At 51.8% G+C, this 26,772-nt stretch carries 25 protein-coding genes and 1 riboswitch; of the genes, 8 read left to right on the forward strand and 17 right to left on the reverse strand.

Annotation, left to right across the window (positions count from 1 at the left end; all coding sequences use genetic code 11):
• Position 1: 1 nt before the first annotated feature.
• From moaD to moaA, 4 genes are all read right to left on the reverse strand, one after another.
• Entirely contained in the window at positions 2–247 is a 246-nt protein-coding gene (gene moaD / locus D9597_RS09515; protein WP_000598612.1) for a molybdopterin synthase sulfur carrier subunit, read from the reverse strand.
• The gene (moaC, locus tag D9597_RS09520; RefSeq protein WP_000080885.1) at positions 240–725 is read right to left on the reverse strand and encodes a cyclic pyranopterin monophosphate synthase MoaC; all 486 of its coding nucleotides are present in this window, start codon (positions 723–725) and stop codon (positions 240–242) included. Before moaC ends, moaD begins: the two co-directional genes overlap by 8 nt.
• Before the next feature lie 2 nt (positions 726–727).
• The gene (moaB, locus tag D9597_RS09525; RefSeq protein ID WP_000084634.1) at positions 728–1,240 is read right to left on the reverse strand and encodes a molybdenum cofactor biosynthesis protein B; all 513 of its coding nucleotides are present in this window, start codon (positions 1,238–1,240) and stop codon (positions 728–730) included.
• A gap of 21 nt (positions 1,241–1,261) precedes the next feature.
• Positions 1,262–2,251 carry a GTP 3',8-cyclase MoaA gene (gene moaA, locus D9597_RS09530; protein ID WP_001295301.1) on the reverse strand — a complete coding sequence of 330 codons (990 nt, stop codon included), beginning with the start codon at positions 2,249–2,251 and terminating at the stop codon, positions 1,262–1,264.
• Positions 2,239–2,383, reverse strand: a riboswitch (molybdenum cofactor riboswitch). It overlaps the preceding gene by 13 nt.
• A gap of 265 nt (positions 2,384–2,648) precedes the next feature.
• Here moaA and yvcK point away from each other — a divergent pair.
• Positions 2,649–3,557: a uridine diphosphate-N-acetylglucosamine-binding protein YvcK gene (gene yvcK, locus D9597_RS09535; protein WP_130222209.1), complete on the forward strand. Its 909-nt coding sequence runs from the start codon at positions 2,649–2,651 to the stop codon at positions 3,555–3,557.
• Between the two features lie 190 nt (positions 3,558–3,747).
• Here yvcK and uvrB read toward each other — a convergent pair whose 3' ends face one another.
• From uvrB to bioB, 5 genes are all read right to left on the reverse strand, one after another.
• A complete protein-coding gene (uvrB, locus tag D9597_RS09540) occupies positions 3,748–5,769 on the reverse strand; it encodes an excinuclease ABC subunit UvrB (RefSeq protein ID WP_130222210.1) in 2,022 nt (673 codons plus the stop codon).
• 574 nt (positions 5,770–6,343) lie between these two features.
• On the reverse strand, positions 6,344–7,024 hold the full coding sequence (gene bioD, locus D9597_RS09545; RefSeq protein WP_130222211.1) for a dethiobiotin synthase: 681 nt from the start codon (positions 7,022–7,024) through the stop codon (positions 6,344–6,346).
• Positions 7,017–7,772 (reverse strand): malonyl-ACP O-methyltransferase BioC, encoded by a 756-nt coding sequence (gene bioC / locus D9597_RS09550; RefSeq protein WP_130222212.1) that lies wholly within the window; start codon positions 7,770–7,772, stop codon positions 7,017–7,019. Before bioC ends, bioD begins: the two co-directional genes overlap by 8 nt.
• Entirely contained in the window at positions 7,756–8,913 is a 1,158-nt protein-coding gene (gene bioF, locus D9597_RS09555; RefSeq protein WP_130222213.1) for an 8-amino-7-oxononanoate synthase, read from the reverse strand. Before bioF ends, bioC begins: the two co-directional genes overlap by 17 nt.
• The gene (gene bioB, locus D9597_RS09560) at positions 8,910–9,950 is read right to left on the reverse strand and encodes a biotin synthase BioB (RefSeq protein ID WP_000951213.1); all 1,041 of its coding nucleotides are present in this window, start codon (positions 9,948–9,950) and stop codon (positions 8,910–8,912) included. Before bioB ends, bioF begins: the two co-directional genes overlap by 4 nt.
• An 86-nt stretch (positions 9,951–10,036) precedes the next feature.
• Between bioB and bioA the strand changes: the two genes are divergently transcribed.
• The 3 genes from bioA (at position 10,037) to D9597_RS09575 (ending at position 13,296) form a co-directional block, all read left to right on the forward strand.
• Positions 10,037–11,326 carry an adenosylmethionine--8-amino-7-oxononanoate transaminase gene (bioA, locus tag D9597_RS09565; protein WP_130222214.1) on the forward strand — a complete coding sequence of 430 codons (1,290 nt, stop codon included), beginning with the start codon at positions 10,037–10,039 and terminating at the stop codon, positions 11,324–11,326.
• Between the two features lie 58 nt (positions 11,327–11,384).
• Positions 11,385–11,861, forward strand: coding sequence for a kinase inhibitor (locus D9597_RS09570; RefSeq protein WP_000767391.1), 477 nt, complete (start codon positions 11,385–11,387; stop codon positions 11,859–11,861).
• 151 nt (positions 11,862–12,012) lie between these two features.
• Positions 12,013–13,296, forward strand: a complete 1,284-nt coding sequence (locus D9597_RS09575; protein WP_130222215.1) for a putative acyl-CoA thioester hydrolase — start codon at positions 12,013–12,015, stop codon at positions 13,294–13,296.
• 140 nt (positions 13,297–13,436) lie between these two features.
• Here D9597_RS09575 and D9597_RS09580 read toward each other — a convergent pair whose 3' ends face one another.
• The 3 genes from D9597_RS09580 to D9597_RS09590 form a co-directional block, all read right to left on the reverse strand.
• The gene (locus D9597_RS09580) at positions 13,437–15,698 is read right to left on the reverse strand and encodes a hydratase (RefSeq protein WP_130222216.1); all 2,262 of its coding nucleotides are present in this window, start codon (positions 15,696–15,698) and stop codon (positions 13,437–13,439) included.
• A 57-nt stretch (positions 15,699–15,755) separates the two neighbouring features.
• Complete coding sequence (locus D9597_RS09585) at positions 15,756–17,189, reverse strand: anion permease (protein WP_130214919.1); 1,434 nt, start codon at positions 17,187–17,189, stop codon at positions 15,756–15,758.
• A gap of 75 nt (positions 17,190–17,264) precedes the next feature.
• Positions 17,265–18,317 carry a 4-oxalomesaconate tautomerase gene (locus tag D9597_RS09590; protein ID WP_130222217.1) on the reverse strand — a complete coding sequence of 351 codons (1,053 nt, stop codon included), beginning with the start codon at positions 18,315–18,317 and terminating at the stop codon, positions 17,265–17,267.
• Between the two features lie 183 nt (positions 18,318–18,500).
• Here D9597_RS09590 and D9597_RS09595 point away from each other — a divergent pair, with 183 nt between their 5' ends.
• Positions 18,501–19,454 (forward strand): LysR family transcriptional regulator, encoded by a 954-nt coding sequence (locus D9597_RS09595; RefSeq protein ID WP_130222218.1) that lies wholly within the window; start codon positions 18,501–18,503, stop codon positions 19,452–19,454.
• Between the two features lie 41 nt (positions 19,455–19,495).
• Here D9597_RS09595 and pgl read toward each other — a convergent pair whose 3' ends face one another.
• Positions 19,496–20,491: a 6-phosphogluconolactonase gene (gene pgl / locus D9597_RS09600; RefSeq protein WP_130209934.1), complete on the reverse strand. Its 996-nt coding sequence runs from the start codon at positions 20,489–20,491 to the stop codon at positions 19,496–19,498.
• Positions 20,492–20,645: 154 nt separating this feature from the next.
• Here pgl and ybhA point away from each other — a divergent pair, with 154 nt between their 5' ends.
• Positions 20,646–21,464, forward strand: coding sequence for a bifunctional pyridoxal phosphate/fructose-1,6-bisphosphate phosphatase (gene ybhA, locus D9597_RS09605; RefSeq protein WP_130214925.1), 819 nt, complete (start codon positions 20,646–20,648; stop codon positions 21,462–21,464).
• Here the strand turns inward: ybhA and modC are convergent, their stop codons facing one another.
• From modC to acrZ, 4 genes are all read right to left on the reverse strand, one after another.
• Entirely contained in the window at positions 21,465–22,523 is a 1,059-nt protein-coding gene (modC, locus tag D9597_RS09610; protein ID WP_130209932.1) for a molybdenum ABC transporter ATP-binding protein ModC, read from the reverse strand. It abuts the gene before it with no gap.
• A gap of 2 nt (positions 22,524–22,525) precedes the next feature.
• A complete protein-coding gene (modB, locus tag D9597_RS09615; RefSeq protein WP_130222219.1) occupies positions 22,526–23,215 on the reverse strand; it encodes a molybdate ABC transporter permease subunit in 690 nt (229 codons plus the stop codon).
• Positions 23,215–23,988: a molybdate ABC transporter substrate-binding protein gene (gene modA / locus D9597_RS09620; protein ID WP_130222220.1), complete on the reverse strand. Its 774-nt coding sequence runs from the start codon at positions 23,986–23,988 to the stop codon at positions 23,215–23,217. Before modA ends, modB begins: the two co-directional genes overlap by 1 nt.
• Positions 23,989–24,153: 165 nt before the next feature.
• Positions 24,154–24,303: a multidrug efflux pump accessory protein AcrZ gene (acrZ, locus tag D9597_RS09625; RefSeq protein WP_000891515.1), complete on the reverse strand. Its 150-nt coding sequence runs from the start codon at positions 24,301–24,303 to the stop codon at positions 24,154–24,156.
• 128 nt (positions 24,304–24,431) lie between these two features.
• Between acrZ and modE the strand changes: the two genes are divergently transcribed.
• Together modE and modF are read left to right on the forward strand one after the other, a co-directional pair.
• Entirely contained in the window at positions 24,432–25,220 is a 789-nt protein-coding gene (gene modE / locus D9597_RS09630; RefSeq protein ID WP_130222221.1) for a molybdenum-dependent transcriptional regulator, read from the forward strand.
• A gap of 67 nt (positions 25,221–25,287) precedes the next feature.
• Positions 25,288–26,760, forward strand: a complete 1,473-nt coding sequence (gene modF / locus D9597_RS09635; protein WP_130222222.1) for a molybdate ABC transporter ATP-binding protein ModF — start codon at positions 25,288–25,290, stop codon at positions 26,758–26,760.
• Positions 26,761–26,772: the final 12 nt, after the last annotated feature.

Raw genomic sequence — 26,772 nt, forward strand, 5'->3', positions numbered from 1 at the left:
TTTAACCTCCGGTTACCGGCGGGAAGAAAGCCACTTCGTCGCCGTCAGTCAGCGGATGGTCAAAACTCACCAGCGTCTGGTTGACGGCAGCCAGCAATTTGCCATCTTCCAGCGCCAGCGCCCAGCGATCGCTCTGCGCAGCCAGGTGCTGGCGTAACGCTTCAACGGTTGGGAAATCCGCAGCCACTTCGGTTGCATCTGTTCCTACCAACTCGCGCACCTGGGCGAAAAAAAGAACTTTAATCATCCGCTTCCACCTTAAAGTCACCTGATTTGCCGCCGCTCTTTGCCAGCAAACGTACCGGACCAATCACCATATCTTTTTGCACCGCTTTGCACATGTCATAAATGGTCAGCGCCGCCACGGAGGCCGCGGTTAACGCTTCCATTTCAACGCCGGTTTTCCCGGTCAGGCGGCATAAGGTTTCTATACGCACCCGATTGTGCTCCGGCTCGGCCTGTAAATTGACTTCGACTTTACTGAGCATCAGCGGATGACACAGCGGGATCAGATCCCAGGTGCGTTTTGCCGCCTGAATACCGGCAATACGCGCGGTGGCAAACACATCGCCTTTGTGGTGGCGACCATCGATGATCATCGCCAGCGTCTCGCTACGCATGGTGACAAAGGCTTCAGCTCGCGCTTCACGTACGGTTTCCGCTTTGGCGGAGACATCCACCATGTGCGCTTCGCCAGCGGCGTTGATATGGGTCAGTTGCGACATACTTATTTCTTCAAATGTGGATGGAAATTGCATGGACGCGTACGGGCATCCAGCTGCGGCGCGATGATATTTTCCCACGCGGTGCGGCACGCTTTGGTCGAGCCCGGCATGGCGAAAATCAGTGTCTTGTTAGCGACGCCCGCTACCGCACGGGATTGCAACGTTGCGGTGCCAATCTCTTCGAACGACAGCATACGGAACACTTCACCAAAACCTTCGACTTCACGGTCGAACAGCGGCAGCAGTGCTTCGGGAGCCTGATCACCTTCCGTCAGGCCAGTACCACCCGTAATCAACACCACTTGTACATCGTCGCTGGCGATCCACGCAGATACCTGAGCGCGAATAGCGTAGCGGTTTTCTTTCACAATGGCTTTATCGACAACGTGATGGCCGGCTTCTTGCGCCGAATCGCGCAAATAGTGACCGGAGGTATCGTCTTCTTCACCGCGACGATTAGAAACCGTAAGAATAGCAATACGGGTCGGGATAAATTCAGTGCTTACCTGACTCATCTGATCTCTCCTTTTGACGTTTTAGCCGCCAATGTACGATAAGTTTTGCGTAATACCGGTGTTGTTTTGATGCAGGAAATGGGTCTGTTTTTTCTCCCGCAGCGCCGCTGAAATACGCGCTTCCAGCGCCTGTTGCTGGGTATCGTCTTCCAGCAGATCGCGCAGGTTAACGCCGCCCTCACCAAACAGGCAGAGATGGAGTTTACCAATGGAGGAGACGCGCAGACGGTTGCAGGTGGCACAGAAGTCTTTTTCATACGGCATAATTAGGCCAATCTCTCCGGCGTAATCCGGATGACAAAAGACTTGCGCGGGACCGTCACTACGTTGACGTAATTGGTGGATCCAGCCGCGACGCAGTAGCTCGTCACGCAGAACCTGACCAGAGATGTGATGCTTACGGAAGAGCTCGCTGCCCTCGCCCGTTTCCATCAGTTCGATGAAACGCAGCTGGATAGGACGATGCTGGATCCAGTTCAGAAAGGTGTCGAGTTGGTGATGGTTGACATCGCGCATCAGCACGGTATTGACTTTGACCTTCTCAAAGCCCGCCTCAAATGCAGCATCGATGCCAGCCATTACCTGATTGAATTTATCCTGGCCGGTAATGGCATGAAACTGACGAGCGTCGAGACTATCAACACTGACGTTAATGCCCGTCAGTCCGGCATCGCGCCAGTTCGCCACGTCGCGTTCCAGACGGTAACCATTAGTGGTGACCGCAATCTGACGGATGGCGTCATTTTCCCGCACTGCGGCGATGATATCGGTAAAGTCGCGACGTAAAGACGGCTCTCCGCCTGTCAGACGGACTTTTTCGGTGCCCAGACTGGCAAAGGCGCGCGTAACCCGGCGAATTTCATCGACGGTCAGAAAGCCTTTATTGGTGACGCCGCTCGGCTTGTAGCCATCCGGCAGGCAATATGTGCAACGAAAGTTACACACATCGGTAATCGACAGGCGCAAGTAATAAAACTTACGCGCAAATGCATCAGTCAGTTGTGAAGCCATGTACACCTTTCCAGATACGGGAGGCGAAGTCATTTCTTCCTTCGCCCTGGTGGCAACCTTTCAAAGCATTGTCACGGCCAAAGCACCATATCAGTTGACCCAGGTGCAGAGGCTAGAGTGTTTAGTGGTTATGCCGATACTAGCGCGTAAATGAGATTTTTACCATTCACCCTTTTCGCTATGTAATCATGTATATAGCGTCATAATCGGCCTATTTCGCTACAGAATAAGGGAAAATGGCGGTTTTACTTTGATATACATCATCAGGGATGCAGAGCGAATATTGTCCTTTGGGGGTAGAAAACCATGAGTTGTATCCTCAATATTGGCAGGCTAATTGCTGTTTCCCCGTAATTTGCGCTACTGTAGCGCGGATAATCTGACTTCAGGAATGTATATGCGCAATCGTACGCTGGCTGACCTTGATCGTGTCGTTGCTCTCGGCGGGGGGCATGGACTGGGACGCGTTCTCTCATCACTTTCGTCTTTGGGTTCTCGTTTAACGGGTATCGTCACCACCACCGATAACGGTGGCTCGACGGGACGTATTCGTCGTTCAGAAGGCGGCATTGCCTGGGGCGATATGCGCAACTGCCTCAACCAACTGATAACGGAACCGAGCGTCGCCTCCGCGATGTTTGAATACCGTTTCGGCGGTAATGGCGAACTTTCCGGTCATAATCTCGGAAACTTGATGTTAAAGGCGCTGGATCACCTTAGCGTGCGGCCTCTGGAAGCCATCAATTTAATTCGTAATCTGTTGAAAGTGGACGCGCAATTAATTCCGATGTCAGAGCATCCCGTTGATCTGATGGCCATTGACGATCAGGGACATGAAGTTTACGGCGAGGTCAACATCGACCAGCTAACTACGCCGATTCAGGAACTACTGTTAACCCCCAACGTACCTGCCACCCGTGAAGCAGTGCTGGCAATTAATGAGGCTGACCTGATAATTATCGGGCCAGGCAGTTTTTATACCAGCCTGATGCCAATCCTACTGCTTGAGGAAATGGCGCAGGCACTACGCCGCACGCCAGCCCCGATGGTTTATATTGGCAATTTGGGAAGAGAATTAAGCCTGCCTGCGGCGAATCTGAAGCTTGAAAACAAGCTGGCGATTATGGAGCAGTATGTCGGTAAAAAGGTGATTGATGCGGTGATTGTTGGGCCGAAGGTCGATGTTTCTACAGTTAACGACAGATTAGTCATTCAGGACGTACTGGAGGCCAGCGATATCCCCTATCGTCATGACCGCCAGTTGTTACATAACGCACTGGAAAAAGCATTACAGGTTTTAGGTTAACGGGAAGCCGAAAGAAAGTTCCGGCTTCCTATTGAAGACAAAGTACACGTTGTTCATGCCGGAGGCGGCGTGAACCCTTATCCGGCCTACAAACCGCGCAAATTCAATGTATTGCAGAGAAAATGTAGGCCTGATAAGCGTAGCGTATCAGGCAATTTTGCTTTTGCTATCTCTCTTCTTCGTTATCCTGTCACGATGCCGCAATAAACAACTCACGCAGCTGATGTAACTGGTCACGAATTTGCGCCGCCTCTTCGAACTCCAGATTTTGCGCGTGTTGCATCATCTGCCCTTCCAGTTCATGGATTTTCTGCTGCAACGCTTTAGGCGACATATCCATCGGTACATTATCCGGCTCAACAATCGGGCGCGATTTTCCTCTGCCCTTCGCTTTGGTTTTGGCAATGTTCTGCCCCAGCGCCAGGATATCGACCACTTTCTTGTTCAGCCCTTGCGGCGTAATGCCGTGTTCTTCGTTGTACTTCTGTTGTTTCTCGCGACGACGTTCAGTTTCGCCAATCGCTTTCGCCATTGATGGGGTAATCTTATCGCCGTAGAGAATCGCTTTACCGTTGACGTTACGCGCCGCGCGACCAATGGTCTGAATCAATGAACGTTCGGAACGCAGGAAGCCTTCTTTGTCAGCGTCGAGGATCGCCACCAGCGAAACTTCTGGCATATCCAGACCTTCGCGCAGTAAGTTGATCCCCACCAGCACATCAAACTCGCCCAAGCGCAAGTCGCGGATGATTTCCATACGCTCGACGGTGTCGATATCCGAGTGAAGATAACGCACGCGTTCACCGTGTTCTTCCAGATATTCGGTGAGATCTTCCGCCATCCGCTTAGTCAACGTCGTGACCAGTACGCGTTCGTTAATTGCCGCCCGCAGGCGAATTTCTGAAAGAAGATCATCAACCTGAGTCGCTACCGGGCGCACTTCGATAATCGGGTCCAGCAGCCCTGTTGGACGCACGACCTGATCCACCACATCGCCGCCGGATTTCTCCAGCTCGTAATTACCGGGTGTTGCAGAAACATAGATGGTTTGCGGCGCTAATGCTTCGAACTCTTCGAATTTCAGCGGACGGTTATCCAGCGCCGAGGGCAGGCGGAAACCGTACTCCACCAGCGTCTCTTTACGCGCCCGGTCGCCTCGATACATGCCGCCAATTTGCGGAATAGTCACGTGGGATTCATCGACCACCAACAGACCATCGGCGGGGAGATAATCAAACAGCGTCGGCGGTGGCTCACCGGGTCCACGACCGGAAAGAAAGCGCGAATAGTTTTCAATGCCTGAGCAATAACCGAGCTCGTTCATCATCTCCAGATCAAACTGGGTACGCTGAGTCAGGCGTTGTTCTTCCAGCAGCTTGTTATTTGCCAGCAGCACTTTGCGCCGATCGGCCAGCTCTTCTTTGATCTCTTCCATCGCCTGCACAATACGTTCACGCGGGGTAACGTAGTGTGTTTTCGGGTAAATGGTAAAGCGGGGAATGGTTGAGATAATCTGCCCTGTTAACGGGTCGAAAAGCGACAACCGCTCTACCTCTTCGTCGAACAATTCAACACGTAGCGCAACGTCGTCGGACTCCGCCGGAAAAATATCAATCACTTCCCCGCGAACACGGAAAGTCCCGCGCTGGAACGCCTGGTCGTTACGGGTGTATTGCAGTTCCGCCAGGCGCCGCAGAATCGCGCGCTGATCGATAATCATGCCGACCGTCAGATGCAGCATCATCTTAAGATATAAGTCAGGGTCGCCCAGACCGTAGATGGCTGAAACAGAGGCGACCACCACCACATCGCGCCGCTCCAGCAAAGCTTTGGTCGCTGAAAGCCGCATCTGTTCAATATGTTCGTTTACCGAGGCATCTTTTTCAATGAAGGTGTCCGAGCTCGGCACATAGGCTTCCGGTTGATAGTAGTCGTAGTAAGAGACGAAGTATTCCACCGCATTTTCCGGGAAAAATTCTTTCATCTCGCCGTACAACTGGGCTGCCAGCGTTTTGTTGGGCGCCAGCACCATCGTCGGGCGCTGAAGGTCGGCAATGACGTTAGCAATGGTAAATGTTTTCCCGGAGCCCGTTACGCCGAGTAGAGTCTGGTGAGCCAGGCCATCTTCAAGCCCTTCTTCGAGGCGTCGAATTGCCTCAGGCTGATCGCCAGAAGGTTTAAAAGAGGAATTCAGTTTGAACGGTTTACTCATGAGTCGCTACCTGAAGGAGTGGGCGGGCAGGTATGTAATTTTACTCGTCGTGTTTAATATTGCCAACAAATTATACTGGATAAAAAAACAGTTTCACGCCACATTATTTCTGTTACACCGTCAACGAAGGTATCAATCATGAGCATAATTTGCTCAGTGACGAGATAAAACTCCATGCTTGCGGGGTTATCCCCAAAGCAACGGCTTTTTTAACAATTGTCAAGATGGCTGATGACGGATTTATGGCAAGAGATGTCACTTTCATGACTGCCATTGCTTTTATATAATTAATTGAAAAATAACAAATATTCCATCAAGCCTTCTTTCGCGTCAATTCGCGTGCAAGCCGCGTATTCTCTCGCTTGCATCGCGTTTTCTAACTCTAATGCACATGGTTATCCACAGGAATAGTGGATAACTGCCTGCAGCCCGTATGCCCTGCCGCCTGGGCAATTCCCACACTAACCGCATATTGTGGGGGTAAATATTTTTTCTCGATTCTTTTAAAATTTAATTGGTTGAATTGCAGGCAGCAGACGACGCGATCTCGCTCGCAATTTAACCAAATATATTGCTACAACAATGCGGTGAGATTGAGGTACTTTCCGGTTAGCGCGTTTTCAGGGGGTTCATCAAGCCATGGGATCTCCCCAAGCAACGGTGCGGAAATCATCCGCTTGAGCGTGGCCATATATTCAGCGTGACGTTTGCCCGGTGGAGTGACATCGTTCGCTACCCACCCTGCAAGGGTAAGTCCGGCTTGCTGTACAGCCTGTGCGGTCAGCATCGCGTGATTAATACAACCGAGTTTCACGCCCACAACCAGTATCACTGGCAGTTGTTCTTGCGTTACCCAATCCGCGAAAGTGAAAGACTCAGAAAGCGGCGTAAACCAGCCTCCTGCACCTTCTACCAGTACCCAGTTTGCCTGCTGTGCCAGCGCGTGTAACCCGGCGCTCATAACCACGGGGTCGATGGGTCTGCCCTCTTGCGCGCTGATAATATGCGGCGAGGTCGGTTCTGCGAAGGTGTAAGGGTTTACCGTGGCGTAATCCAGTTGCAGCCTACTGTTGCGTTGCAACGCCAGTGCGTCGCTATTACGTAAGCCTTCTACTGTCATTTCGCTGCCGGAAGCAACAGGTTTGTAACCTGCCGTCCGGTAGCCTGCCGCCTTCGCGGCCTGTAAAAGCGCACAACTGGCGACGGTTTTCCCCACTTCGGTATCCGTTCCGGTGACAAAATAACGTTTACTCATGAGCAATCACTCCCAAAAAAAGATGATACGTCAGAGGATATCGCCCCTGTTGTTGCGGCCAGGCCAGTTGCAATCGCTGCAACTGCGAACGCGTTAATATTCGCGGGTCGCGCCCTTCATGAAGATGCGTTGCGCCAATGCCTTTTAGCGAGCGCATGGCACTGAGCGCATCATCAAACCACAGTGTGACGGGCTGAATATGGTGTTGATAACGCAAGCCTTTCAGCGACTGTTCGATTTCATCTGGCGGTAAAAAGCGATTAGCATGCGGGCGTTCGTCTACCGCCAGCCACGCCTGATGCAGTTCGGGTAACGATCCCTGCGCCAGTGTGGTAAACGCAACCATGCCTCCGGGGCGCACCACCCGATACAGCTCGCGGAGTGCCGTGGATAAATTACCGCACCACTGCACCGCGAGATTGCTCCATGCAAGATCGAACGTCGCATTCGCCAGCGGTAAGGATTCGATATCTCCCGCCAGATAATGATCTGCGGCATCTTTCTGGCGGGCCTGCGCAAGCATAAGTGGCGAGAGGTCTAAGGCCGTCACCTGTGCATGACGTTCGCGCCAGTGGCGGCTCATCCAGCCTGGTCCACAGCCAGCATCCAGTATGTGGGGGTATTTACGCTGTGGGAGCATTGCCAGTAAGGCATCGGCACTCTGGCGCTGTAGATTTGCGTGTTCCTCGTATTGCGCGGCTGCCCGACCAAATGCCGCCGCAATGGCTTGTTTATTGACCGTTGCCATGCAGCACCTCCAGCAGGCGGTCGATATCCTGTGTTTCATGTGCCGCAGTCAACGTCAGGCGCAGTCGCGCAGTGCCGACGGGTACGGTTGGCGGGCGAATCGCCGTGACCCAGCAACCTTGCTGGCGCAGTTTTTCTGCCAGTTGTAACGCACGGCTGTTATCACCGACGATTAATGGCTGGATGGCGCTGCATGAATCCGCAAGCGTAAACGGCAAACCCTGCACTCCGGCACGAAAACGCGTAATGAGTGTCGCCAGTTTTTCGCGCCGTGCATCGCCCTCTTCACTGCGAATGACCGCCAGCGACGCATGTAATGCCTGCGCCTGAGCGGGCGGCATACTGGTGCTGTAGATAAGATGGCGGGCGAATTGCAGCAGATAATTCGCCACGCTATCAGAACAAAGCACCGCCGCGCCGCTGACGCCAAATCCTTTGCCAAAAGTGACTACCAGCAGTTCCGGCTTCACCTTTTGCTGCCAACAACTGCCCCGCCCCTGTTCACCGATAACACCCGTGCCGTGGGCATCATCAACCATCAACCAGCCATTGTGCTGTTGCGTTACCTGCTGAATTTCCGTAAGCGGCGCACTATCGCCGTCCATGCTGAACACACCTTCTGTCACCACCAGTTGCTGCCCCGGACAGGAGGTAGCAAGCAGACGTTCCAGATGAGCGCCATCGTTATGGGCAAAACGGCGAAGCTGCGCCGGGCTTAAACTGGCGGCTTCCAGCAATGAAGCGTGGCTAAGGCGGTCGGCTATAATGCGGTCCTCTTTCGCCGTCATCGCGGCAATGACTGCCTGATTAGCGGCAAAACCGGAGATAAACAGCAGCGCCCGCGAATAGCCCAGCCACTCGGCCAGTTCTTCTTCCAGCGCCTGATGCGCCACGCTATAACCGCTGACGTGACCGGAACCGCCGCTACCGACGCCAAATTGCTCCGCCCCCTGCTGCCAGGCACGGATAATTTGCGGATGATGGCTTAAACCTAAATAATCGTTACTGGAAAAGTTCAGATACTGGCGATCATCCGCCACCAGCCAGCGTCCGGCTCCTTGCGCCACCGGATAACGGCGACGCAGGGCATCGGCAGCACGCCGCGCATCGAGCGCCGCGTTGATTTTCTTCTGCCAGCTCATAGTGCTGCCGCGTTGTAATATTCGTCGGTGTCCGGGGTCATCAGCGCCTGCTCCAGACGCTGCTGTTGTTCGTTATCGCCTGCCAGCACGGCAGTTTGCTGCGGATTTAGCCCCAGTTTGCGGAACAGTTGCAGGTCTTTATCTTCTTCTGGATTCGGCGTGGTTAGCAGTTTGCAGCCGTAGAAAATCGAGTTTGCGCCAGCCATAAAGCACATCGCCTGAGTCTGTTCGTTCATCTGCTCACGTCCGGCAGAAAGGCGCACGTAAGAGGTCGGCATCATGATCCGCGCTACGGCAATGGTGCGAATAAAATCAAAGGCATCGACATCATCGTTATCCGCCAGCGGCGTGCCTTTCACCTTCACCAGCATGTTGATTGGCACGCTTTCCGGCGGCGTCGGCAGGTTTGCCAGTTGCAGTAATAATCCGGCGCGATCTTTTACCGTTTCGCCTAAGCCAACAATGCCACCAGAACAGACTTTGATCCCGGCATCGCGCACTTTTTCCAGCGTATCGAGACGTTCCTGATAAGTGCGTGTGGTGATGATATTGCCGTAAAACTCCGGCGAGGTGTCGAGGTTGTGGTTGTAGTAATCCAGCCCGGCGTTCGCGAGGCGCTGCGCCTGAGATTCACTCAACGTGCCCAGCGTCATACACGCCTCCAGCCCCATCGCTTTTACCCCCTGCACCATTTGTTCCAGGTACGGCATATCGCGTTCGTGGGGATTCTTCCACGCAGCGCCCATACAGAAACGCGTCGATCCCGCCGCTTTCGCTTTGCGCGCCGACTCCAGCACCTGTTCAACTTCCATCAACCGCTCGGCTTCCAGCCCGGTTTTGTAGCGCGAGCTTTGCGGGCAGTATTTGCAATCTTCCGGGCAAGCACCCGTTTTAATTGACAGCAACGTGCTGACCTGCACCTGACGAGGATCGAAATGCTGGCGATGCACCTGCTGCGCTTCAAATAGCAGATCCAGCAATGGTTTTTCAAATAATTCTGTGACTTGCGACAATGTCCAGCGTGGGCGGTGAGCCATGGGGCTTCTCCAAAACGTGTTTTTTGTTGTTAATTCGGTGTAGACTTGTAAACCTAAATCTTTTCAATTTGGTTTACAAGTCGATTATGACAACGGACGATCTTGCCTTTGACCAACGCCATATCTGGCACCCATACACATCCATGACCTCCCCGCTGCCGGTTTATCCGGTGGCGAGCGCCGAAGGTTGCGAGCTGATTTTGTCTGACGGTAGACGCCTGGTTGACGGTATGTCGTCCTGGTGGGCGGCGATCCACGGCTACAATCACCCGCAGCTTAATGCGGCGATGAAGACGCAAATTGATGCTATGTCGCATGTGATGTTTGGCGGTATCACCCATGCGCCAGCCATTGAGCTGTGCCGCAAACTAGTGGAAATGACGCCGCAACCGCTGGAGTGCATTTTTCTCGCGGACTCCGGTTCCGTAGCGGTAGAAGTCGCGATGAAAATGGCGTTGCAGTACTGGCAGGCCAAAGGCGAAGCGCGCCAGCGTTTTCTGACCTTCCGCAATGGTTATCATGGCGATACCTTTGGCGCGATGTCGGTGTGCGATCCGGACAACTCAATGCACAGCCTGTGGAAAGGCTATCTGCCAGAAAACTTGTTTGCTCCGGCTCCACAAAGCCGCATGGATGGCGAATGGGATGAACGCGATATGGTGGGCTTTGCCCGCCTGATGGCGGCGCATCGTCATGAAATCGCGGCGGTGATCATTGAACCGATTGTCCAGGGCGCAGGCGGGATGCGCATCTACCATCCGGAATGGTTAAAACGAATCCGCAAAATGTGTGATCGCGAAGGTATCTTGCTGATTGCCGACGAGATAGCCACCGGATTTGGTCGTACCGGCAAACTGTTTGCCTGCGAACATGCAGAAATCGCGCCGGACATTTTGTGCCTCGGTAAAGCCTTAACCGGCGGCACGATGACCCTTTCCGCCACGCTTACCACGCGTGAGGTTGCGGAAACCATTAGTAACGGCGAAGCCGGTTGCTTTATGCATGGGCCAACGTTTATGGGCAATCCGCTGGCCTGCGCGGCAGCAAACGCCAGCCTGGCGATTCTCGAATCTGGCGACTGGCAGCAACAGGTGGCGGCTATTGAAGCACAGCTGCGCGAGCAACTTGCCCCCGCCCGTGATGCCGAAATGGTTGCCGATGTGCGCGTGCTGGGGGCCATTGGCGTGGTCGAAACCACTCGCCCGGTGAATATGGCGGCGCTGCAAAAATTCTTTGTCGAACAGGGCGTCTGGATCCGGCCTTTTGGCAAACTGATTTACCTGATGCCGCCCTATATTATTCGCCCGCAACAGTTGCAGCGCCTGACCGCAGCAGTTAACCGAGCGGTACAGGATGAAACATTTTTTTGCCAATAACGGGAAGTCAGCGCGAGGGTTTCTGGCTACACTTTCTGCAAACAAGAAAGGAGGATTCATGAAACTCATCAGTAATGATCTGCGCGATGGCGATAAGCTGCCGCATCGTCATGTCTTTAACGGCATGGGTTACGATGGCGATAATATTTCACCGCATCTGGCGTGGGATGATGTTCCTGCGGGAACGAAAAGTTTTGTTGTCACCTGCTATGACCCGGACGCGCCAACCGGCTCCGGCTGGTGGCACTGGGTAGTTGTTAATTTACCCGCTGATACCCGCGTATTACCGCAAGGGTTTGGCTCTGGTCTGGTAGCAATGCCAGACGGCGTTTTGCAGACGCGTACCGACTTTGGTAAAACCGGGTACGATGGCGCAGCGCCGCCGAAAGGCGAAACCCATCGCTACATTTTTACCGTCCACGCGCTGGATGTAGAACGTATTGATGTCGATGAAGGCGCCAGCGGCGCGATGGTCGGGTTTAACGTTCATTTCCACTCTCTGGCCAGCGCCTCGATTACGGCGATGTTTAGTTAGTTACTCTGCCAGATGGCGCAATGCCATCTGGTATCACTTAAAGGTATTAAAAACAACTTTTTGTCTTTTTACCTTCCCGTTTCGCTCAAGTTAGTATAAAAAAGCAGGCTTCAACGGATTCATTTTTCTATTTCATAGCCCGGAGCAACCTGTGAACACATTTTCAGTTTCCCGTCTGGCGCTGGCATTGGCTTTTGGCGTGACGCTGACCGCCTGTAGCTCAACACCGCCCGATCAACGTCCTTCTGATCAAACCGCGCCTGGTACCTCTTCTCGCCCGATTCTGTCGGCAAAAGAAGCGCAGAATTTCGATGCTCAACACTATTTTGCGTCCCTGACACCTGGTGCTGCAGCGTGGAATCCTTCCCCCATTACCCTGCCTGCGCAACCTGACTTTGTTGTCGGCCCGGCGGGTACTCAAGGTGTAACGCATACCACGATTCAGGCAGCGGTGGATGCGGCAATTATCAAGCGTACCAACAAGCGCCAGTATATTGCCGTGATGCCTGGTGAGTATGAAGGCACGGTCTATGTCCCTGCCGCTCCGGGTGGAATTACTCTGTACGGTACAGGCGAAAAACCGATTGATGTGAAGATTGGGCTTTCCCTTGATGGTGGCATGAGCCCTGCCGACTGGCGTCACGACGTCAACCCACGCGGCAAATATATGCCAGGTAAACCAGCGTGGTATATGTACGATAGCTGCCAGAGCAAACGCAGCGACAGTATCGGCGTGCTCTGTTCTGCGGTCTTCTGGTCACAAAACAATGGCCTGCAACTGCAAAACCTGACCATCGAAAACACACTGGGCGATAGCGTAGATGCGGGTAACCATCCGGCGGTGGCACTACGTACTGATGGCGACAAAGTGCAGATCAATAACGTCAACATTCTCGGTCGTCAGAACACCTTTTTTGTCACCAACAGTGGTGTGCAAAACCGTCTGGAAACCAATCGTCAACCGCGTACGCTGGTGACCAACAGCTACATTGAAGGGGATGTGGATATCGTTTCTGGTCGCGGCGCGGTGGTGTTCGATAACACCGAATTCCGCGTGGTGAACTCCCGTACCCAGCAAGAAGCGTATGTGTTTGCACCGGCTACGCTGTCTAACATCTATTACGGTTTCCTCGCCGTAAACAGCCGTTTCAATGCTTCCGGTGATGGCGTGGCGCAACTGGGCCGCTCGCTGGATGTTGATACCAATACCAACGGTCAGGTGGTGATCCGTGATAGCGCCATCAACGAAGGTTTTAACACGGCTAAACCGTGGGCCGATGCGGTGATTTCCAATCGTCCATTTGCGGGTAATACCGGCAGCGTTGACGATAGCGACGAAGTACAGCGCAATCTGAATGACACTAACTACAACCGCATGTGGGAATACAATAACCGCGGCGTGGGTAGCAAAGTGGTTGCAGAAGCGAAGAAGTAAAAGCTATTAACTATTTGCCGGATCCGGCGTAAACACCTTATCCGGCCTACGGCTCGATGCGATTTGTAGGTCGGATAAGATGCGCAAGCATCGCATCCGACAATAAGTGCCGGATGCGACCTACATTCACATGGCGCTTTTTATATCTGACGGTTTTTATTGAAGTTAATCAAACTACCCGCTTTGATAATCTCGCGCTCTTCAGCAGTCAGACTTTCCATATAGAGCGTAATCTCCCTTACCGGCGCATCTTTATGGATCACATAACCTTTAAATGTCGTACCTGGATTATCCAGCGCCGCTTTAATGCCAGGGATGTAAATGTAATCACCTACGTCAAAGTTCGGTGCCTCCGCCATTTGCAGCGGTAACATCCCCCAGTTGATGACGTTAGAACGGTAGCGTTTAGTCGCGTACTCCTCGGCAATATTCGCCAGACCGCCAATCACTCGCTGGCAGCTCGCAGCCTGCTCACGCGCAGAACCATCGCCTGGTTTGACCGCATAGACCATGCTGCCAATTTCAGTTTGCAGCGGATCAATATTTTCCTGACCAGCAATCTGCTTAATGCGCGCAAAAACGTCTGCCAGTTCGCTGACATTCCCCGCCAGACGCTGATTTTCCAGCTCGGCAGTGGCTTTACTTCTGCCAACATAACCCGGATCACGGCGTGACAGGGTAAATTCCGCCAGACCAATCGGATTTGAACGATACGAAGAGGTTTCACCGGAAGGAATCAATTCGTCAGTGGTGGTCACTTCGTCGAGGATCTTCGAGCACACTTTGAGGACGATATTGTCAGTCAGCGCGCCCAATTCCGGCCAGTCTTTGATGTTCGGTCCGTAGATCAGCGGTTGCTGAGTCGCCCCTTTAACAAAGCCCTGATAAACACGGTTTTTATACGGCGTTACATCGAAGGCGTACTCCGGCACGTTGTCCCAGCAATCGAGTTCGCTGGCAGAGGTTAAATAGCCACCGTTTGCCGCAGTCGCAGCGATAGAACGAGCGTCCATCAACGCCACCGCTGACATCTGCCCATTGGCTGGCTTAGAGCCTTCGCGGTTCGGGAAGTTACGTGTGGTGTGGCGAATACTCAAACCGTTGTTGATTGGCGTATCGCCCGCGCCAAAGCATGGGCCGCAGAACGCGGTTCTGATGATTGCGCCTGCACCAATCAAATCGGCTACCACACCTTTTTTGGCGAGATCCATAAACACCGGCTGTGATGACGGGTAAACCGCCAGCGAGAAGGTGTCATTGCCACAGGATTGACCGCGCAGCGCATTTGCTGCGGCGATAACGTTTTCATAGTTACCGCCAGAACAGCCCGCGATAATCCCCTGCTGCACTTTCAGGCGACCATTTTCCACTTTATCCAGCAGCGAGAGTTTGGCTTTACCGTGCGCCACGCGTTCGGACTCAATTTCAATCTCACGCAGAATGTCGGTCAGGTTCTGGTTCAGTGTGTCGATTTCATACACGTTGCTCGGGTGGAACGGCAGCGCAATCATTGGTTTGATGGCGCTTAAATCAACGCTGATGCAGCCATCGTAGTACGCCATCGGTTGAGGGTTAAGCTGGCAGTAATCCTGGCCGCGACCGTGCAGCGCCAGCCAATTATGCACTTCTTCATCAGTTTGCCAGACTGAGCTTAAACAGGTCGTTTCGGTAGTCATTACGTCAACACTGTTACGGAAATCGGTAGAGAGCGCAGCAACACCGGGACCTACGAATTCCATCACTTTGTTTTTGACGTAGCCGTTTTTGAACACGGCACCGATGATAGCCAGCGCCACATCCTGCGGCCCCACATACGGCGCAGGTTTTCCGGTCAGATGCACCGCAACCACGCCCGGATAGTCGATATCCCAGGTGTCATTAAGCAGCTGTTTTACCAACTCGCCGCCGCCCTCACCGACTGCCATTGTCCCTAATGCACCGTAACGGGTGTGGCTGTCTGACCCGAGGATCATTTTGCCGCCGCCTGCCATCATTTCACGCATATATTGATGGATGACCGCAATATGCGGAGGCACAAAAATACCGCCATAACGCTGGGCCGCCGATAAACCAAAAATATGGTCATCACCGTTAATGGTGCCGCCCACAGCACAGAGTGAGTTATGGCAGTTGGTCAGCACATACGGCAGCGGGAAACGTTCCATACCGGACGCTTTAGCGGTCTGTACAATACCAACAAAGGTAATATCGTGAGAGGCTAATGAATCAAACTTAATTTTAAGTTTATCCATATTTCCGGACGTATTATGAGAAGAGAGAATAGACCAGGCAATAGTGCCTTTTTTTGCTTCTTCTTTTTTTATTTCGCCGGTGAAATGTTCTTCGGCAATTATTTCGTTATTACTGGCGAGAAACACGCCTTTTTCAGATAACTTGATCATCAAATGCTCCAGATATCTGCGCACCGGAAAGTGCGCAGAAAGATAATGAAGGGATATTTACAGCATGTTCCAGCCGATCAGCATATTCCACCACCACACGCCGAGGGTGATATGCACCAGGAAGGTTAATATCGTCAGTACCGCACCGACCAACCACCAGGATTTAATATCATTGTAACCCACACCAAAGATGACCGGACCAGCCGCGCCACCATAGTGAGTAACCATGCCGCCGTAGGAGTTGGAGAACAACAGTGCCAGCGCGGTTAACATTAACGGAGCACCGGAGACGTTCGCCAGCATGGCAAATACCGGTAACATGGCAACGATATAGGCACTACCGGAAGCGAAGAAATAACGCACGATGATGCTGAGGAAAATAATAACGAAGAAAGCAACGTTACCGTGACCATCAAATGCCAGGTTATTTTTAAAGACTTCAGCTAACCATTCGAAGAATTTAACTTTCGATAATAAGGAGCTTAAGCCGATAATACCGCCGTACCAGATTAATGTATTCCAGCCGCCTTTATTTTTAACCACGTCTTCCCAGGTAACGATACCCAGCAGCAGCATGGTCGCCATAACAACGATTGCCACAGTGGATTCATCAACCCCGAGCGTTTTACTGAAAATCCAGCCCAGCAACGCCAGCACAAAGACACCGAGCAGCATTTTTTCACGGATTTTCATCGGTCCCAGTTCAGCAAGGCCCGCTTTGGCGATGGTTTTGTTATCCACCTTTTTAATTTCTGGCGGATACATGGTGTAAATCACCAGCGGAGTGACCAGCAGCATAATGATACCCGGCAAACCGGCGGCCAACGCCCATCCCCCCCAGCTAATTTGCAGGTGCAGAATGTCGTTGATCATTTTCAGCGCCAGAATGTTCCCCGCCATTGCGGTAAAGAACATATAGCTGGTGGTTTTGGTGACCATGTAAATGGACATCATCAAGTAATGTCCGACACGACGCGGGCTTTTTTCAGGTTCTGACCCCAAAGCCACCGCCACGCTGTTGATGATCGGTAATACAATGCCGCCCGCACGCGCGGTGTTAGACGGTGTTGCCGGAGCCAGTACCAGATCGAGGAATACCGTAACGTAACCCAGACCCAGGGTAGTGCTACCAATTTTACCAATCAGCAAATAGGCAATACGTTTACCTAAGCCGGTGGTCACAAATGCGGCGCTTAAGGTAAACGCCGAGAACACCAGCCAGGTGGTACCTGAAGAGTAACCGCTTAATACGGCGGTGGTTTTAAACGCACCGTCAGATAAGTTACCGACCACCACCATCGAGGCAGCAACAGCAATTAACAGTACGACAGGTTCCGGGAAAGGCTTGATAACCAGCCCCACAATCGCCGCCAGGTAAATACCAAAAAGTACCCATGCCAGTTCGCTTAATCCTGCCGGGGCTGGCATAACGCCAATAATACATGGGATCGCTAATATCAGAATTAGCTTCCATAACGATTTCTTATTCATTTAAAATCCTGTTCTTTCTGTATGACTCATACAGAAGTCCTTTATTGATTGTCCTTATCACGACAACGAAATTTTTCAGGGAAGATAAACTTCACCGGAAAATATTTTTCTGGTCGTCCGAATAACAGATGCACGTAACGTTGTGGCATCCTGACCGTCATTACTTAAATGAACGTCAAGCGCACCACTGGGGTGTTCAATATTGATATTGCCGTACCCCACAGAAGGGACGATTTGTCGGGTGACGGTGCCTTCCAATGCACAGCTACTGGAAATGGCAATAGCGCCAGTTATCGCCAGTGCGCGATGGCAAGAATGCGGCATAAAATAACGCACATTAATTGCCCCGCCTTTCTGCGCTGGAGAAATAAGCACAGGTTTCGGGATAACCATATTACTAACATCGCCTAAGCCCATTGCTTTACCCGCTTGCAGACGGATAGATTCAATGCGGGCTAATAATGCTTTGTCGGCATCCAGTTCCGCCGGTAATTCATAGCCTGTTTTGCCCAGATATTCAGCCGGAATAATGACGACTGGCATCGCCATATCAATACAGGTCACTGGAACATCGTCAAAATAATCAATCTGTTTATCAGTCGGGAAGACTTTTCCGGTTTTTGTTCCTGCGGCATTCAGGAAAGTGAGAGCGACCGGTGCGGCTGTCCCTGGCACACCATCAATTCTGGCGCTACCCTCGTACTCGACAACACCATTTGGCGTTTGCACATCAGCTTCGATGAACGTACCAGTATTGACGTTGCGGATACGCACACGGGTGACCGGTGATGTCGCTGCAATCAAACCATTTTCAATAGCGAATGCCCCAACCCCAGACAGCATATTGCCGCAGTTTGGTGTCGTATCGACACGCTGCTCATGGACGATAACCTGAGCAAACAGATAATCGACATCAGCACGCGGATCGTCGGAACGGCTAATAATGGCGACTTTACTGGTCAGCGGATTACCGCCGCCGATACCGTCTATTTCCAGATCGTTACCGGAACCCATAATTGCCATCAATATTTTATCGCGCTGCGTTTGATCTTCGGGTAAATGTTCCGCTAACAGGAACGCGCCCCTCGAGGTTCCACCTCGCATCATCACGCAGGGTATTTTTTTCATAATAATGCCCTCAATTTAAAAACATAACTTATTGCGATATGGTTACATTAAGGGCAAAGCATCTCTAATGACTTTAGCTCCACGATTAATAACATTTTTTCATTAATTTAAGTGATTAAATTGCAGTTAAACTGTTTAACTGTAAATCACTAAAACGCACCGCTTCCATTTTTCGGAGTAATAATGAAGCATGAATTATCAAGTATGAAGGCATTTGTTACGCTGGCAGAGTCCAGTTCATTTAACAATGCTGCTAAATTACTTAATATTACGCAACCTGCATTAACGCGCAGAATAAAAAAGATGGAAGAAGATTTACACATTCAACTTTTTGAGCGTACAACTCGCAAGGTTACGTTAACAAAAGCAGGAAAAAGGTTGCTCCCGGAAGCTCGGGAATTAATAAAGAAATTCGATGAAACGCTTTTTAGTATTCGTGATATGAATGCTTATCATCGTGGTATGGTGACGTTAGCGTGTATTCCGACCGCGGTATTTTATTTTTTACCACTGGCAATCGGTAAATTTAATGAGCTGTATCCCAATATTAAAGTGCGGATTCTGGAACAAGGCACGAATAATTGCATGGAATCGGTGCTGTGCAATGAATCTGACTTTGGCATAAACATGAACAATGTCACAAATTCATCCATTGACTTTACCCCACTGGTCAATGAGCCGTTCGTGCTGGCCTGTCGGCGTGACCATCCATTGGCCAAAAAGCAGCTGGTGGAGTGGCAGGAGTTAGTAGGTTACAAAATGATTGGCGTGCGTTCCTCCAGCGGCAACCGACTGCTGATTGAGCAAAAATTGTCCGATAAGCCCTGGAAACTGGACTGGTTTTATGAAGTGCGTCATCTTTCGACGTCATTAGGATTGGTGGAAGCGGGACTGGGGATTTCGGCGCTTCCAGGCCTGGCAATGCCTCATGCGCCCTATTCTTCGATTATTGGTATCCCATTGGTGGAACCCGTTATACGTCGGACATTGGGAATAATTCGCCGTAAAGATGCCGTACTTTCTCCAGCAGCAGAACGCTTTTTTGCCTTGCTGATTAATTTATGGACTGACGATAAAGACAATTTGTGGACCAATATCGTCGAACGCCAGAGACACGCGTTACAGGAGATAGGTTAATACTCCCGGCGCAGGAGATTCAGCGCCGGGTAAATCAGCGGTTAGTGTGCGTTCACCACAACCCACATTGGCCCCTGCCCTACCGCATAGCGGCCTTTTTCATGCAGCAGCCCCTGCTCGCCGACAATTTCGTATACCGAGATATGGTGCGATTTTTGCCCGGCAGCAATCAGATATTTGCCACTGTGATCAACATTAAAGCCGCGCGGCTGAGTTTCCGTTGGCTGGAAGCCTTCTTTACTCAACACGCTGCCATCTTCCGAAACGCTGAAAACGGTAATCAGACTGGCGGTACGGTCGCAGGCGTATAAATGACGACCATCCGGGGTGATATGAATATCTGCCGCCCAACGGGTGTCGGAGAAGTTTTCCGGCATCATATCCAGCGTCTGGACACATTCGATATTGCCGTGCGGATCTTTCAGTTCCCAGACATCCACTGAGCTGTTTAACTCATTGACGCAATATGCATATTGTTCGTTTGGATGGAACACCATATGACGCGGACCGGCCCCTTCAACGGTAGTCACTTCTGCGGGGTCCTGCGCCACCAGATGACCGTCATCGCTGACCGTAAACAGGCAAATACGATCCTGCTTTAATGCCGGAACCCACAGGGTGCGGTTATCTGGTGAAATATTGGCGGAATGACAGCCGTCCAGTCCCTCAACCACATCGACAACGCCCACAGGCAGGCCATCTTCCAGTCGCGTTACGCTCACGTTACCCGCATTATAAGAGCCGACAAAGACAAACTGCCCATGGTGGTCGGTGGAAATATGCGTCGGGCTACCCGGCAGCGCAGACTCTGCGGCAAATGTCAGTGCGCCATCATCTGGTGCAATGCGATACGCCAGAACGCGAAACTCAGGGCGAACGCCAACGTAGAGGTAACGTTTATCCGGGCTGACCACCATCGGCTGCACCTGCCCCGGCACATCGACAACCTGTGTCAGCGTCAGCACGCCTTCATGATTCAGGTTCCAGACGTGAATTTGCTGGCTCTCAGGGCTGGCGATATAAACTGTTTGCTTCATGAATGCTCCTTTGCATTTAGCAACTGACTTTAACAGCTAAAATTAGTCGCTTTTGGCGGTGAATGCTGAATTAAAACGCAGAATTTTGTCCGATAGTGGTATCGGTGTACCATTCGCGCAGACGAAAATTCTTAACCTTAATCTGGAAAACGCCATGACCACACGCGTGATTGCTCTCGACTTAGACGGCACCTTATTGACCCCGAAAAAGACTCTACTTCCCTCATCGATTGAAGCGCTTGCCCGCGCTCGCGAAGCAGGTTACCAATTGATTATCGTCACGGGTCGCCATCACGTCGCTATTCATCCTTTTTATCAGGCGCTGGCGCTGGATACACCTGCTATTTGCTGTAATGGCACCTATTTGTATGATTATCATGCAAAAACTGTGCTTGAAGCCGATCCAATGCCCGTTAACAAAGCCCTGCAACTCATTGAGATGCTGAATGAACACCACATTCACGGTCTGATGTATGTGGATGACGCAATGGTCTATGAGCATCCGACCGGACATGTCATTCGTACGTCTAACTGGGCGCAGACTTTGCCGCCGGAACAGCGCCCGACTTTCACACAAGTCGCTTCTCTGGCTGAAAAGGCGCAACAAGTTAACGCCGTGTGGAAGTTCGCTCTGACGCACGATGACCTGCCGCAGTTACAGCATTTTGGTAAGCATGTTGAACATGAGTTGGGTCTGGAGTGTGAATGGTCCTGGCACGATCAGGTTGATATTGCGCGCGGCGGCAACAGTAAAGGCAAACGCCTGACGAAATGGGTTGAGGCGCAAGGCTGGTCGATGGAAAACGTAGTCGCATTCGGCGATAACTTCAATGATATCAGTATGCTGGAGGCTGCCGGAACGGGTGTAGCGATGGGCAATGCCGATGATGCGGTAAAAGCACGCGCCAATATCGTGATTGGTGACAATACCACCGACAGCATCGCCCAGTTTATTTATAGCCACCTGATTTAATCAGGCGGTTATCGACACACTTTTAATTTGCGCGTATAGCCACAGGCCAGGTTTGATCGCCAGTTCATCCCTGGCCCACGGGCTTATTCGCGCCCACAGCGTTTTACCGCCGACTTCCAGTTCCACTTCCACCTGGCCATTATCGTCATAGCTATTGACGACTTTTGCGCGCAGCACATTGCGGATGCTGGTTTGTTGCGGCGGTTGTAAAACCAGAGAAACATCGGAAGCCTGGATGCGGATGCGTAGCGCGGCTTGCAGCGGTTCATCCAGCTTATTAACCCACAAATGCTGATCGCCCAGCGCCAGCGCGGTCATCGCGTAACGCGGATGATGTTCCAGTACCGTTACTTTCAGAATGCTGCTTTGTTGCTCTTTCGGCAGCCACGGATTCATCACGCTACTGCCCCACACTTCTTCCAGCGCCCCGAAAGCTTTCACCTGGCCGTTTTCCAGTACCATCACTTTGTCCGCCAGATGGAGGATTTCATCCAGCGAATGACTGACATACAGCATCGGAATGTTGATTTCCCGCGTCAGCCGTTGCAGATAAGGCAATAACTCGCGTTTGCGCGGAAGATCCAGCGACGCCAGTGGTTCATCCAGCAATAATAATTCCGGAGCCGTCAGCAATGCCCGACCAATTGCCACACGCTGTTTTTCGCCTCCGGACAGGCTGCCCGGTAAACGGTCAAGCAACGGTTCAATGCCTAAAAGCGCCACCAGCTTATCAAACTGATCGACCATACTTTTCGACATGCCGTAGCGCAGATTGCCACGCACTTTGTAATGCGGGAACAGCCGTGCATCCTGAAACACATAGCCAACGCGACGCTTTTCCGGCGTCAGGCAGATACCTTTTTCGGCATCATTTAGTACCCGACCATTGAGGACAATCCGCCCTTTTTGCGGGCGCGTCAGTCCACTAATGGCGTTAATCAGCGAAGTTTTTCCGGCACCGGAGACGCCAAAGATAGCAGTGATGCCATTGGCGGGCAGCGTTTCATTAATGGTCAGGCAATGGTTGCCCAAGGTCTGGGAAAAATTCAGTTCCAGCATGATTAGCGCCCCGCCCGTTCACGGCTGATTCTGGCCAGCCATTCTGAAATCAACAGGGAGATCATCGCTAGCGCAATAGAAATAATGCACAGTCTCGCTGCGCCGCTTTCACCGCCTGGGGTCTGGATCAGGGTATACATGGCAGAAGGAATGGTTCGCGTTTCACCTGGAATGTTAGAAACAAAGGTGATGGTTGCGCCAAATTCACCGAGCGAACGGGCGAAAGCCAGTACTGTACCGACGATAATTCCCGGCAACGTCAGCGGTAACGTGATAGTAAAGAAAACGCGCCAGCGCCCGGCCCCCAGCGTTCTTGCGGCCTGTTCCAGTTTGACATCAACCCCTTCCAGCGCCAGACGAATCGCCCGCACCATCAACGGAAAAGACATGACGGCGGCAGCGAGAACCGCGCCGCGCCAGCTAAACGCGAAGGTAATGCCAAACCAGTCATACAGGCGTTCGCCGATAAATCCGCGCCGTCCCATAGAAACTAACAGCAAGTAACCGACAACCACGGGCGGTAACACCAGCGGTAGATGCAGTACGCTGTCGAGCAGAGCTTTGCCCAGAAACGTGCAACGCACCAGTAACCAGGCAAAAAAGATCCCAAACGGCAGGCTAAACAGCACAGCCAGGGAAGAAACTTTCAGGCTTAGTAAAACCGCCTGCCATTCTGGATCGGTCAGTATCATTACTTAGTTGTAAATCCGTAACGTTTAAAGATTTCCGCAGCCTGCGGTCCCTTCAGATAATCGTAAAATGCTTTCACTGTCGCGTTGTTATGCCCTTCCACGACGGCAACTGGATATTCCACTTTTTTATGCGAATCTTCCGGGAAGGTGGCGACCACTTTTACCCCTTTGCTGGCAACTGCGTCAGAACCGTAGACAATACCCAGCGGCGCTTCATTACGTTCGACCAGCGCCAGCGCCCCACGAACATCTTCTGCCGGAGCCAGTTTCGGGGAGAGCGTATCCCATGCGCCCAGTTTTTGCAGAGCTTCTTTCGCATAAATGCCAGCCGGAACATGTTCCGGATCGCCAACCGCCAAGCGGCCGCCATTCAGCAGAGAGGTCCAGTTAGTTTTGCTGTCGATGGTGAAATCTTTCTGCTCGCTGGCTTTCGGTGCTACAACGACCAGGCTATTGCCGAGCAAGGTTTGACGCGTGGCGGTATCAATTCCTTTTTTATCAATTGCATAATCCATCCATTTCTGATCGGCAGAAATAAACAGATCCGCTGGCGCACCTGCTTCAATCTGACGAGCCAGAGTAGAAGAGGAGGCGAAAGAAGAAACGACGTCTACGCCTTTCTCTTTTTTATACTGCGTAGCGATATCCTGCATCGCGTTGGTCAGTGATGCTGCGGCAAAAACCGTGATTTTCCCTTCATCCGCCAACGCATTGCCAGCAACAGTGAAAGAGAGCGCCGCCCCGGCAAACAGGTTTAACCATTTACGAGTCATTTGTAACCCCTTTATTTAACGTTATGTAGGCGTCAATATAGCGGTAAGTTCAGAATTTTCCCAGCAGTTATTGTTAACCTTTGAGAGGTAGATAGAAAAAATATCGGCAGGAAAAGCAGGAAGTTGAGAAAAAGAAAATGCCCGACTCAGCGGGCATTCATGGAATCAATGATTTTGTCCGGGCTGGTCTTTTTTACCAACACCAGAAAAGATGTTGAATACTTCACCAAGACCGTAAATCAGACCCAGGATGATGGCCATCACGACAGGTACCATGATTACGGCGAATACCAGACTTTTTAATAACTCTAACATGGTCAACTCCAGATGTAGTCCTGTGACTATTCTAACCGTTAAGCACAGAAAAGCACTCCCCTTTTGTGCGGTCAGCTTTGCGTGGCGCGCATTTTCCGTCACAATAAGATTTTTGCCAGGACATTGTTATGCAGGCCGAAATCCTTCTCACCCTTAAGCTTCAACAAAAGCTCTTTGCCGACCCACGCCGCATTTCGCTACTAAAACACATCGCGCTTTCCGGTTCCATCAGCCAGGGGGCGAAAGATGCCGGTATCAGCTATAAAAGCGCCTGGGATGCCATTAACGAAATGAATCAGTTAAGTGAGCATACGCTGGTTGAACGCGCTACGGGCGGAAAAGGCGGTGGCGGTGCTGTGCTGACCCGCTATGGTCAACGACTGATTCAGCTTTACGATCTTCTCGCCCAGATCCAGCAAAAAGCCTTTGATGTGTTAAGTGACGATGACGCCCTGCCGCTGAACAGCCTGCTGGCCGCGATCTCACGTTTTTCACTGCAAACCAGCGCCCGTAACCAGTGGTTCGGCACCATCACCGCCCGCGATCATGATGACGTTCAACAGCATGTTGATGTCATACTGGCCGATGGTAAAACACGTCTGAAAGTCGCGATTACCGCGCAAAGTGGCGCGCGTCTGGGGCTGGATGAAGGCAAAGAAGTGTTGATTCTGCTGAAAGCGCCGTGGGTGAACATTACCCAGGATGACACCGTAGCCCAGAGTGCCGACAACCAATTGCCGGGCATTATTCGCCATATAGAGCGCGGCGCAGAACAGTGCGAAGTATTAATGGCGCTACCCGACGGGCAAACCCTGTGCGCCACGGTGCCGGTAAATGAAGCGGCTTCTCTTGAGCAAGGACAGAATGTCACGGCCTACTTTAATGCCGACAGCGTGATTATCGCCACACTGTGCTAAGCGTGTTGACAATTTGTTATGAAACACGTATCCCTGTCAGTAATCGCTGCAAAAAATGGGATATAAAATGTCATCGTTGCAAATTTTGCAAGGCACGTTTCGTCTTAGCGACACAAAAACGCTGCAATTGCCTCAGCTAACGTTAAACGCGGGCGATAGTTGGGCGTTTGTCGGTTCGAATGGAAGCGGGAAGTCGGCGCTGGCCCGCGCGCTGGCCGGTGAACTTCCGCTTTTGAAAGGTGAACGGCAAAGCCAGTTTTCCCACATCACTCGTCTCTCCTTCGAGCAATTGCAAAAGCTCGTCAGTGACGAATGGCAGCGGAATAACACCGATATGCTCGGCCCTGGCGAAGATGACACCGGGCGCACCACGGCTGAGATCATTCAGGATGAAGTTAAGGATGCACCGCGTTGTGCGCAACTGGCGCAGCAGTTCGGCATTACCGCCCTGCTCGACCGACGTTTTAAATATCTTTCCACTGGCGAGACGCGTAAAACTCTGCTCTGTCAGGCGCTGATGTCGAAGCCTGACTTATTGATTCTTGATGAACCGTTCGATGGTCTTGACGTTGCCTCACGTCAGCAGCTGGCAGAATTACTCGCCTCGTTACATCAGTCCGGTATTACTCTGGTACTGGTGCTCAATCGCTTCGATGAGATCCCGGAATTTGTCCAGTTTGCTGGCGTGCTGGCGGATTGCACGTTAGCGGAAACTGGCGCTAAAGAGGAACTGCTCCAGCAAGCACTCGTCGCGCAACTGGCACATAGCGAACAGCTTGAAGGTGTGCAACTGCCGGAGCCGGATGAACCTTCAGCACGTCACGCCTTACCCGCCAACGAACCGCGCATTGTGCTGAACTATGGCGTGGTTTCTTATAACGATCGCCCCATTCTTAATAACCTTAGCTGGCAGGTGAATCCTGGCGAACACTGGCAAATGATCGGGCCAAATGGCGCGGGAAAATCGACATTATTAAGCCTGATTACTGGCGATCATCCGCAAGGTTACAGCAACGATTTGACGCTTTTCGGACGACGTCGCGGCAGCGGCGAAACCATCTGGGATATTAAAAAGCATATCGGTTACGTCAGCAGTAGTTTGCATCTGGATTACCGGGTCAGCACTACCGTGCGTAATGTGATTCTTTCTGGCTATTTTGATTCGATTGGCATTTATCAGGCCGTTTCGGATCGCCAGCAAAAACTGGTGCAGCAGTGGCTGGATATTCTCGGCATTGATAAACGCACGGCTGACGCCCCTTTCCATAGTCTTTCCTGGGGGCAACAACGTCTGGCGCTGATCGTCCGCGCGCTGGTGAAACATCCAACGTTGCTTATTCTCGATGAACCATTGCAGGGGCTGGATCCGCTCAATCGCCAGCTTATCCGCCGTTTTGTTGATGTGCTGATTAGCGAAGGTGAAACGCAATTATTGTTTGTTTCGCACCACGCTGAAGATGCGCCTGCCTGTATTACCCATCGTCTGGAGTTCGTGCCGGACGGTGACCTTTATCGTTATGCGCTGACAAAAATAAACTGAGTTGGTAGTGCT

The sequence above is a fragment of the Escherichia sp. E13S3 genome (assembly GCF_004212325.1).
GTDB lineage: Bacteria > Pseudomonadota > Gammaproteobacteria > Enterobacterales > Enterobacteriaceae > Escherichia.

Excerpts from the sequence above, each read along its gene's own strand:
- moaD (WP_000598612.1), bottom strand. The coding sequence starts at position 247 with ATGATTAAAGTTCTTTTTTTCGCCCAGGTGCGCGAGTTGGTAGGAACA.
- moaC (WP_000080885.1), bottom strand. The coding sequence starts at position 725 with ATGTCGCAACTGACCCATATCAACGCCGCTGGCGAAGCGCACATGGTG.
- moaB (WP_000084634.1), bottom strand. The coding sequence starts at position 1,240 with ATGAGTCAGGTAAGCACTGAATTTATCCCGACCCGTATTGCTATTCTT.
- moaA (WP_001295301.1), bottom strand. The coding sequence starts at position 2,251 with ATGGCTTCACAACTGACTGATGCATTTGCGCGTAAGTTTTATTACTTG.
- yvcK (WP_130222209.1), top strand. The coding sequence starts at position 2,649 with ATGCGCAATCGTACGCTGGCTGACCTTGATCGTGTCGTTGCTCTCGGC.
- uvrB (WP_130222210.1), bottom strand. The coding sequence starts at position 5,769 with ATGAGTAAACCGTTCAAACTGAATTCCTCTTTTAAACCTTCTGGCGAT.
- bioD (WP_130222211.1), bottom strand. The coding sequence starts at position 7,024 with ATGAGTAAACGTTATTTTGTCACCGGAACGGATACCGAAGTGGGGAAA.
- bioC (WP_130222212.1), bottom strand. The coding sequence starts at position 7,772 with ATGGCAACGGTCAATAAACAAGCCATTGCGGCGGCATTTGGTCGGGCA.
- bioF (WP_130222213.1), bottom strand. The coding sequence starts at position 8,913 with ATGAGCTGGCAGAAGAAAATCAACGCGGCGCTCGATGCGCGGCGTGCT.
- bioB (WP_000951213.1), bottom strand. The coding sequence starts at position 9,950 with ATGGCTCACCGCCCACGCTGGACATTGTCGCAAGTCACAGAATTATTT.
- bioA (WP_130222214.1), top strand. The coding sequence starts at position 10,037 with ATGACAACGGACGATCTTGCCTTTGACCAACGCCATATCTGGCACCCA.
- D9597_RS09570 (WP_000767391.1), top strand. The coding sequence starts at position 11,385 with ATGAAACTCATCAGTAATGATCTGCGCGATGGCGATAAGCTGCCGCAT.
- D9597_RS09580 (WP_130222216.1), bottom strand. The coding sequence starts at position 15,698 with ATGATCAAGTTATCTGAAAAAGGCGTGTTTCTCGCCAGTAATAACGAA.
- D9597_RS09585 (WP_130214919.1), bottom strand. The coding sequence starts at position 17,189 with ATGAATAAGAAATCGTTATGGAAGCTAATTCTGATATTAGCGATCCCA.
- D9597_RS09590 (WP_130222217.1), bottom strand. The coding sequence starts at position 18,317 with ATGAAAAAAATACCCTGCGTGATGATGCGAGGTGGAACCTCGAGGGGC.
- D9597_RS09595 (WP_130222218.1), top strand. The coding sequence starts at position 18,501 with ATGAAGCATGAATTATCAAGTATGAAGGCATTTGTTACGCTGGCAGAG.
- pgl (WP_130209934.1), bottom strand. The coding sequence starts at position 20,491 with ATGAAGCAAACAGTTTATATCGCCAGCCCTGAGAGCCAGCAAATTCAC.
- ybhA (WP_130214925.1), top strand. The coding sequence starts at position 20,646 with ATGACCACACGCGTGATTGCTCTCGACTTAGACGGCACCTTATTGACC.
- modC (WP_130209932.1), bottom strand. The coding sequence starts at position 22,523 with ATGCTGGAACTGAATTTTTCCCAGACCTTGGGCAACCATTGCCTGACC.
- modB (WP_130222219.1), bottom strand. The coding sequence starts at position 23,215 with ATGATACTGACCGATCCAGAATGGCAGGCGGTTTTACTAAGCCTGAAA.
- modA (WP_130222220.1), bottom strand. The coding sequence starts at position 23,988 with ATGACTCGTAAATGGTTAAACCTGTTTGCCGGGGCGGCGCTCTCTTTC.
- acrZ (WP_000891515.1), bottom strand. The coding sequence starts at position 24,303 with ATGTTAGAGTTATTAAAAAGTCTGGTATTCGCCGTAATCATGGTACCT.
- modE (WP_130222221.1), top strand. The coding sequence starts at position 24,432 with ATGCAGGCCGAAATCCTTCTCACCCTTAAGCTTCAACAAAAGCTCTTT.
- modF (WP_130222222.1), top strand. The coding sequence starts at position 25,288 with ATGTCATCGTTGCAAATTTTGCAAGGCACGTTTCGTCTTAGCGACACA.